The sequence below is a fragment of the Actinoplanes sp. NPDC048791 genome (assembly GCF_040650095.1).
Lineage (GTDB): Bacteria > Actinomycetota > Actinomycetes > Mycobacteriales > Micromonosporaceae > Actinoplanes.
On sequence record NZ_JBEZGQ010000356.1, the window covers coordinates 1 to 7,618 of the forward strand.

At 70.5% G+C, this 7,618-nt stretch carries 11 protein-coding genes and 1 pseudogene; 6 read left to right on the top strand and 6 right to left on the bottom strand.

Annotated elements, in window-relative coordinates; all coding sequences use genetic code 11:
• A pseudogene (locus AB0C29_RS24055) lies at positions 1-623 on the top strand (PD-(D/E)XK nuclease family protein); the annotation flags it as partial.
• Positions 624-640: 17 nt separating this feature from the next.
• On the opposite strand, the gene AB0C29_RS24060 reads toward AB0C29_RS24055, so the two are convergent.
• Positions 641-1,048, bottom strand: a complete 408-nt coding sequence (locus AB0C29_RS24060) for a pilus assembly protein CpaE (protein WP_360824017.1) — start codon at positions 1,046-1,048, stop codon at positions 641-643.
• Between the two features lie 223 nt (positions 1,049-1,271).
• Between AB0C29_RS24060 and AB0C29_RS24065 the strand changes: the two genes are divergently transcribed.
• The gene (locus AB0C29_RS24065; RefSeq protein WP_015625344.1) at positions 1,272-1,475 is read left to right on the top strand and encodes a cold-shock protein; all 204 of its coding nucleotides are present in this window, start codon (positions 1,272-1,274) and stop codon (positions 1,473-1,475) included.
• Positions 1,476-1,558: 83 nt separating this feature from the next.
• Here AB0C29_RS24065 and AB0C29_RS24070 read toward each other — a convergent pair whose 3' ends face one another.
• Positions 1,559-2,290 carry a lysophospholipid acyltransferase family protein gene (locus AB0C29_RS24070; RefSeq protein WP_360824020.1) on the bottom strand — a complete coding sequence of 244 codons (732 nt, stop codon included), beginning with the start codon at positions 2,288-2,290 and terminating at the stop codon, positions 1,559-1,561.
• A 128-nt stretch (positions 2,291-2,418) separates the two neighbouring features.
• Here AB0C29_RS24070 and AB0C29_RS24075 point away from each other — a divergent pair, with 128 nt between their 5' ends.
• The gene (locus tag AB0C29_RS24075; protein ID WP_360824023.1) at positions 2,419-2,595 is read left to right on the top strand and encodes a hypothetical protein; all 177 of its coding nucleotides are present in this window, start codon (positions 2,419-2,421) and stop codon (positions 2,593-2,595) included.
• Between the two features lie 34 nt (positions 2,596-2,629).
• A complete protein-coding gene (locus tag AB0C29_RS24080) occupies positions 2,630-3,517 on the top strand; it encodes a hypothetical protein (protein ID WP_360545057.1) in 888 nt (295 codons plus the stop codon).
• On the opposite strand, the gene AB0C29_RS24085 is transcribed toward AB0C29_RS24080, so the two are convergent.
• From AB0C29_RS24085 to AB0C29_RS24100, 4 genes are read right to left on the bottom strand one after another with little or no spacing between them, the layout of a single operon-like run.
• Positions 3,514-4,407: an ABC transporter permease gene (locus tag AB0C29_RS24085; RefSeq protein WP_360824026.1), complete on the bottom strand. Its 894-nt coding sequence runs from the start codon at positions 4,405-4,407 to the stop codon at positions 3,514-3,516. The genes AB0C29_RS24080 and AB0C29_RS24085 overlap by 4 nt on opposite strands.
• A complete protein-coding gene (locus AB0C29_RS24090; protein ID WP_360824029.1) occupies positions 4,397-5,179 on the bottom strand; it encodes an ABC transporter ATP-binding protein in 783 nt (260 codons plus the stop codon). The genes AB0C29_RS24085 and AB0C29_RS24090 overlap by 11 nt, the downstream gene beginning before the upstream one ends.
• 58 nt (positions 5,180-5,237) lie before the next feature.
• The gene (locus AB0C29_RS24095; protein ID WP_360824032.1) at positions 5,238-6,299 is read right to left on the bottom strand and encodes an ABC transporter substrate-binding protein; all 1,062 of its coding nucleotides are present in this window, start codon (positions 6,297-6,299) and stop codon (positions 5,238-5,240) included.
• Positions 6,300-6,307: 8 nt separating this feature from the next.
• Positions 6,308-6,733 carry an Rrf2 family transcriptional regulator gene (locus AB0C29_RS24100; RefSeq protein WP_360545049.1) on the bottom strand — a complete coding sequence of 142 codons (426 nt, stop codon included), beginning with the start codon at positions 6,731-6,733 and terminating at the stop codon, positions 6,308-6,310.
• Positions 6,734-6,872: 139 nt separating this feature from the next.
• Here AB0C29_RS24100 and AB0C29_RS24105 point away from each other — a divergent pair, with 139 nt between their 5' ends.
• Positions 6,873-7,379 carry a hypothetical protein gene (locus AB0C29_RS24105; protein WP_360824035.1) on the top strand — a complete coding sequence of 169 codons (507 nt, stop codon included), beginning with the start codon at positions 6,873-6,875 and terminating at the stop codon, positions 7,377-7,379.
• A gap of 47 nt (positions 7,380-7,426) precedes the next feature.
• On the top strand, positions 7,427-7,618 hold a 192-nt coding region (locus tag AB0C29_RS24110), incomplete at its 3' end, for a hypothetical protein (RefSeq protein WP_360824038.1).

A 7,618-nucleotide genomic window follows, 5' to 3' on the forward strand; every position in this document is an offset into this window, starting at 1 on the left:
CCCGCCACGACGGCCCGCTCGAAGTCGCCCTGCCGCCGCACATCTCGGTCTCACAGCTGGTTGTCCTGCGCCGCGACCCACAGGCCCTGGCGCGGTCCCTGCGACGCCCGTTGCCGCAACGCCCCACCCCCTACGCCCGGCGCGGCACCGCCTTCCACGCCTGGCTGGAGCAGCGCTTCGGCTCGGCCCGCCTGCTGGACGTGGACGAGCTGCCCGGCGCGGCGGACGACGACGCGGCCGCCGACGAGGAGCTGACCGCGTTGCAGGAGGCGTTCCTGGCCGGGGAGTGGGCCGAGCGCACCCCGGTCGAGGTCGAGGTGCCGTTCGCGACCACGGTCGCCGGGGTCGTGGTGCGGGGGCGGATGGACGCGGTCTTCGCTGATCCGGGTGACCGGTTCGACGTCATCGACTGGAAGACCGGCCGCCGGCCCACTGCCGCGGACGCTGCTGCCGCGGCGGTGCAGCTCGCGGCGTACCGGATCGCCTGGGCCGCCCTGGCCGGGGTGCCGGTGTCGCGGGTCCGGGCCGGCTTCCACTACGTCCGCGACGGGGTGACCGTCCGGCCGGTCGACCTGCTGGACGCGGAGGGCCTGGCCGCGTTGATCGAAGAGGTGCCTGAGCAGGCCGGCTGAACGGAGGCTCAGGTCGTGGCGGCGGCCAGCAGGTGCAGCAGGGCGGCCGCGTAGGCCTCCTCCGGCGTGGGCGCGGTGAACGTACGGTCCTCACCCAGCAGGGTGATGTCCACGTCCCAGCCGCGGTCCGTGCGGCGCAGGGCCCGCAGGGTCCCGCCGAGCAGCTCCCGGAGCTGGTCCTCGCGGGGCAGCCACAGTGCCTCGTCCAGCTCCACGTCGTCCATCGCCCACTCCGTGGTGCCGTTGAAACCGATCACCCGGCCCTCCGGCAACGAGTACACCTCAATGGTCATGTTGCTCAGCACGAACACGTCTTCGTCCAGGTCACGGTCGGGGATCGCGAAGCGGTCACCCGGCCCCGGTTTCCAGATCAGGCCGGCTTCCCTGAGCTCCTGTGCCACTTGCACGCCGATCACCGGTGCGCTCCCTTCGTCGTGCTAGGCTCCATCGCGTTGTCAGTTTGGTTCCCAAGTACCTAGGAGCGCCTGTGGGGATTCTGCCCCAGGCGCTCTTTGTCGTAACCCGGGTTTCTCCGGTACGGGCGATCAGTACGGCGACACGAGTCCCGCGAAGTGCGGGTCTTACTACCTCGTTCCTGGCCATAATGGACGGGAACGATCGACCGTCGAGGAGACGAGCATGGTTACCGGCGTAGTGAAGTGGTTTAACGCGGACAAGGGCTTCGGGTTCATCACCCCGGACGACGGCGGTGCCGACGTCTTCGCCCACTTCTCCGCCATCCAGACTTCCGGCTACCGCAGCCTGGACGAGAACCAGCGGGTTGAGTTCGAGGTGACCCAGGGCCAGAAGGGCCCGCAGGCCGCGAACATCCGCCCGCTCTGATCTCAGCCACACGCTGACCACCGGCGCCGGTCCCCTCGGGGGTCGGCGCCGGTGACGTTTCCGCCCCGGCGCGGTGGTGGTCTTCAGGCCCCCGCCGGGGTCGCGTCACCGACGCCCTCGGGTCGCGGCGCGGTGCCACCCAGGTGGGCCGGCAGCCACCAGCGGTCGTCCGGCCCGGACGGCTGCTCCGGGTATTCCCGCTGGGCCGCGTCCAGCAGCGCGCTCAGCCGCTGCCGCAGGACCACCGTCGTCGCCTCCGCGGTGGCGCCGGCCGCCGCCCGGACCGGCTCGCCGATCTTGATGATCACCGGCACGTGCCGTTTGGTCAGATCTTTCGGGTGGCCCTTGGTCCAGAGCCGGTGCGGTCCCCACACCGCCATCGGGATCAGCGGCACCCCGGCCGCCTGGGCCAGCCGGGCCGCGCCCGACTTCAGCGCCTTCACCGTGAACGACTCGCTGATCGTGGCCTCCGGGAAGACGCCGACCACCTCACCGTTCTTGAGGGCCTTCTCCGCCTCGTTGAAAGCCGCGGTGCCCGCCCGGCGGTCCACCGGGATGTGGTGCATGCCGCGCATCAGCGGCCCGCTGACCTTGTGGGTGAAGACCGACTTCTTGGCCATGAACCGGACCAGCCGCTTGGCCGGCTGGGCGCCGAGGCCGCAGAAGATGAAATCGAGGTAACTGGCGTGGTTGCTCGCCAGTACCGCCCCGCCCGTGGCGGGGATGTGCTCCGCCCCTTCGATCTGGATCCGCAGGTCAAGGACACGGAACATCGTCTTGGCGAGGCCGATGACGGGGGGATAAACGATTTCCATCCGATTACGGTACCGGGGCAGGGTGAAGGTTGCCTGGCAGGAATGCAACCGATCCGGCTCCAGCGGCGTCTTAGAGATGACTGTGCCGGATCCCGGGAGGGGTCCGACTTCGCTGGGGAGGCTTTCGCATGCAGACCGTGTCCGCCCGTCGGGAGCTGGGCCTCGTGCTGGCGTTGGCCGTCTTCGGGCTCGCTCTGGTCCTTGTCGTCGCATTCGCCCCGTGGTACGGACCGGTGCCGGGCGATGCCGGGGCATCTGTGGTGCAGACCCTCCCGCCGGACGCCACTGCCGCGCTCGGCCGGTAACCCATGACGCGTCCCGGTGGTGTTCACTGGGATGATGTCCGAGAGCACACAGACCCCCGCCGTCTGGTCGCGGCCGGGTGGTGCGTGGGGTTCGGGCACCGTGACCAGTCCGGGCGTACCCCCGCTGGTGCCGCCGCCCGCCCCGCCGGAGTCGCCGCCCGCCGATGGGCCGCAGCGGCGCCGGCGTCAGATGTTGATCTTCGGCGGCATCGCCGGCGCGATCCTCGCGGTCGGCCTGGTGGTGATCCTGATCGTGGCCCTGAGCTCGGAGGGCAACCCGTTCGACCGGAAAGCTTCCGCCCCCACCGACCTGCGGCCACCGTTGGCGCAGATGTGTCCCGCGCCGACCGTGGCGCCCAGCGCGGACCCGACCGGGCGGCCCAGCGCCCCGCCGCCGGCGGCTCCCGGGGAACGGACCACCGACCCCGACGCGGGCATCTCCTACAAGAAGTACGGCGCCCCGTGGGTCCCGTGGGACACCACCTGGCGGGCCGGCACGCTCGAGGTGCCCTACCGGGTCGGCCAGCACTTCGTGACGGAGCAGTACAGCGGCGGCTCGTACCACGCCTCGATCCTGTCGGCGGCGGTCCCGGCGGCCGACAACGACGCGGTGACGGTTGATCTCAAGTGCGTCGGCCGCCAGGTCGCCGCGGACGTACGCGCGGAGTACTACCCGCAGCCGAACACGGTCGAGCCGTTGCGGGACGAGATGACCACGCTGGGCGGGCGGCCCGCCTGGGTCAGCGAGTTCCGGCTGCACTTCAAGGCGGCCGGGCTGACCGCCACCGACGAGCTGTCGGCGGTGGCGGTCATCGACGTCGGCAAGCCGACCGCGGCCGTGCTGTACGTGTCGATCCCCGGCACGCACAAGCAGTTCGACTCGGTGATCGACGACGTCCTCGAGTCGGTGCGGCCGCTCTAATTGCCGGTCAGGCCCCAGCGCTTGCGCAGCGCGTTGTCGGCCGCGTTGAAGAGCACGTCGATCAGGATGCCGATCACCAGCACCACGATGATGAACGAGATGACCAGGCTGGACTCGCTGAGGTCGCGCGCCTGCTGCATCCGTACGCCGATGGACAGCGCGCCGGGCACGATCACCAGCAGCTCACCGGCCATCAGGCTGCGCCAGGAGAACGCCCAGCCCTGCTTGAGCCCGGAGATGAACGAGGGCAGCGACGCCGGCAGGATCAGGTGGCGGTACTTGGCGAAGCCCTTCATGCCGAGCACCTGGCCGACCCGCAGCCACGTACGCGGCACGTAGTCGATGCCGCTGATCAGGCCGTTCGCCACCGAGGGGGCGGCGCCGATGATGACCACGAACATGATGGCGCTCTCGCTGATCTGGAACAGCAGGATGGCCAGCGGGAACCACATGATCGACGGCATCGTCTGCAGGCCGGTGATCAGTGAGCCGATGGCTGCCCGCAGCGGCGCGAAGCGGGACACCGCGGCGCCCACGATGGTGCCGATCAGCACGGCCAGCGCGAAGCCGGTCACCGCGCGCAGCATGGTCAGCCGGACGCCGTCCCAGAAGTCGCCGGTGGTGATCAGCGTGCCCAGGTCTCCGAAGACGGTGGCCGGGCCGGGCAGCACGTACTCGGGCTTCCACTGCGCCCAGACGACTATCTGCCAGGCCAGGATGACGATGCCGATGGCCAGCAGCTTGGGCCAGGCGCTGCGCCAGATGCGGCCACCCAGGGCGGCCTTGCTGCGCCGGGGGCCGAGCTCCAGCGCGTCGAGCCCGGTGAGGCGGTCCGCGGCCGCGGTGTCCGAGGCGGTGCGGTTGTCCTGGACGGGAACCTCAGCTTGCATGGCGGGCGACCTCCGCGCGGAGCCGGTCGGTGATCTCGGCGGCCTGGCCGGAGACCTCGGGGGAGTCGATACGCCGGGGGCGCTCGTGCATGATCTTGTAGTCCTCGATGACCCGGCCCGGGCGGCTGCTCAGCAGCACCACCCGGTCGCCGAGGCGGACGGCCTCGCGCACGTTGTGGGTGACGAACAGAACGGTCAGGTTCTGCTCGCGCCAGATCCGCTCCAGCTCGTCGTGCAGGATGTCGCGGGTCATCGCGTCCAGGGCGCCGAACGGCTCGTCCATCAGCAGGACGTCGGCGTTCTGGGCCAGGGACCGGGCTAGGGCGACGCGCTGGCGCATGCCGCCGGAGAGTTCGTGCGGGCGCTTGTGGCCGAAGCCGCCGAGCCGGACGACCTCGAGCAGCTCCTCGGCCCGTTGCCGGCGCTCGGCGCGGCCCATGCCGCGCAGGCGCATGGGCAGCTCCACGTTGCCCAGGACGGACAGCCACGGGAACAGGGCTGCCTCCTGGAACATCAGGGAGACGTGCCGGCCGCCGATGTCGAGGGTGCCGCCGCTGATCTGGTCCAGCCCGGCGACCAGCGAGAGCAGGGTGCTCTTGCCGCAGCCGGACGCGCCCAGCAGACACACGAATTCGCCCTTCGCCACGGTCAGGGAGACCCGGTCGAGGGCGAGCAGGGTGTTGCTGCCGGAGCCGTACTGCTTGGAGACGCTGTCCAGGCGGACCACCACGTCGCGGTCGGTCCGGGCTTCCGTGGCTTGCAGGATGCTCATGGGAACTCCCAGGTCGAAGCCGGCCGGGTCCGCGTCGGCGGACCCGGCCGGAGGCGGATCAGGAGGCTGCGGCGTCACTGACCGCGGGCTGGCCGTCGGCCTTGAGCAGCTCGTTGAGCGGGCCGAGGTCGTAGATGCCCTTGAGGTCGACCGGCTTGAGCAGGCCGACGTCCTGGGCGTGCTGCGCACTGGTGTAGAGCGACGAGGCGACCGGGTCGTTGGTGAACGTCAGGTTCTTGAACGCCGAGGCCAGGATCTCGTCCTTGAGCGGCTTGCCGGACAGGGCGCCGAGCTGCTCGTTGGCGGCCTTCTGGGCGCCGGCGTTGTCGGTCGCGATGAGCTTCTCCGCGGCGAGGTGGCCCTGCAGCAGCTTCTTGACCGTCTCCGGGTACTTCTTCAGGAACTCCTGCTTGACGATCAGGTGGGTGGTCACGAACTGCCCGTTCGGCCACAGGTCCTTCTCGTTGACCAGCAGCTTGCCCTTGGACTCCAGGATCATCCGGCTCAGGTTGGGCTCGGGCACCCAGGCGCCGTCGATCGCGCCCTGGGCGAAGGCCTGCAGGGCCGTCGCGTTGTCCTGCGGGAGCACGGAGACGTCGCCGCCGCCCTGCTGGTCGGCGTTGAGGCCGTTGGACTTCAGCCAGGCGCGCAGCGCGACGTCCTGGGTGTTGCCCAGCTGCGGGGTGGCGATCTTCTTGCCCTTGAGGTCGGCCGGGGCGTTGATGCCCTCCTTGACCACCAGGCCGGCGCCGCCCGAGGTGCTGCCCGCGATGATCTTGATCGCGGTGCCCTTGGAGGTGGCCCAGGCGTTGATGGCCGGGTTCGGGCCGATGTAGGTGGCGTCGATCGCGCCGGAGAACAGCGCCTCGACCGCGGCCGGGCCGGCGTTGAAGGTCTTCGGCTCCAGCTTGGTGCTGCCCAGCGACTGCTGGAACAGGCCGTTCTTCACCCCGATCAGGGCGGGCGCGTGGGTGATGTTCGGGAAGTAGCCGAGCCGCAGGGCCGGGGCCTCGCCCGACGCGGAGGCGGTGTCGTCGCTCTTGCCGCAGGCGGCCAGGGCGGTGGCGGACAACAGGGCGGTGGCGGCCAGGGCAAGCGCACGGACTGTGCGGGAGCTCATGCTCACTCCTAGTTCGTTCTCAAGGTGGTGGGAATCGCGGAAACAGTGAGTTCGGCGAGCGTGCGGTGGTTCACGACACCCTCGATGGCTTCTTCCACCGCGAGCCAGACGTCTTTGAGCCCGGTGGCGACACCGTGGTACGTCGTGGTCGTGGTGGGCAGGCCGCGCACCGTGGTGAGGGCGCCGCCGACGGAGCGGACCACGTCCCCGACCGTGATGTCCTCGGCCGGGCGGGCCAGGGAATAGCCGCCGTCGACACCGCGGTGGCTGTGCAGCAGGCCGGCGCGGCGCAGGTCGAGCAGGATGCCCTGGAGAAAGCTGAGCGGGATGTCCTGAGCCGCGGCCAGCGCGGCTGCCTTGACCAGGTGGGGGTGGTCGGCGGCGATCGCCAGCATGGCCCGGACGGCGTAGTCGGTGCGTGCCGAGACGTACACGGGGCATGTCCTCTCGGTCCGGCGGAGCGCAAACTCTGCTTTCTCTATCTGATGGATGGGAATAGTGGATGAGGTAGGGGACGGTCGTCAAGCCCCATCCGGATGGTGAGAAGCCGGCCACCGGGTATCGTCACCGGCCGTGGGTGACCAGGGGACGACGGCGATCCGGATCGGGCTGCACGAGGTGGCCGGTCTGCGCTGGCCGCAGCAGGTGCTGGCCGGCGAGGGCAAGCGGCAGACGTCCGCCGTCCCACTGCCCCGGCTGCCCTGGTCGAAAGCCGCGATCGAGGTGCCGATGGGCGAGAGTGCGGCGCGGGCCGTCGACCGGGTGACCCGGCTGCGCAAGATCTTCGGGTACGGCGTAGCGCCGGCCGTGATCCTGCTCTTCCTGATCGCCGACGCTCTGCTGCTGTGGGGCCGGTTCGGCGACCTCAAGCCGCCCACGGTGGTCTTCACGGTGCTGGGCGTGGTGGGCGTGCTGCTGATCCTGAGCGGCTTCGTGCCCGACGCGGTCTCCCGGGCCACCGGAGCGCCGTACGTGGCGCGCGATCAGCTGCGTTTCCCGAAGGCGCGTCCGGAGGCGGTGGCCCAGCTGGTGAAGCTGAACCCGAAGGTGAAGATCGACGGAGGGCCGGCCGGCCGGTGACGGTGCGGCGAAACATGAACGACTACTGAGTGTGGCAATATCGCCCCGTGTTCGCCCTGTCCGAGCGCCGCCGAACGTCCACGACCGTCCGCCTGGCGCCCGGCGTACGGGTGCGGGACTCCATCGCGTACGTGCCCCGCCGCGACCATTTCTTCGCGCTCGACCCGGCCCACCTGCACGCCCTGCGCCAGGCGGACGGTCGTGGACGTTCGGCGGCGCTCGGACAGGGCGAACACGGG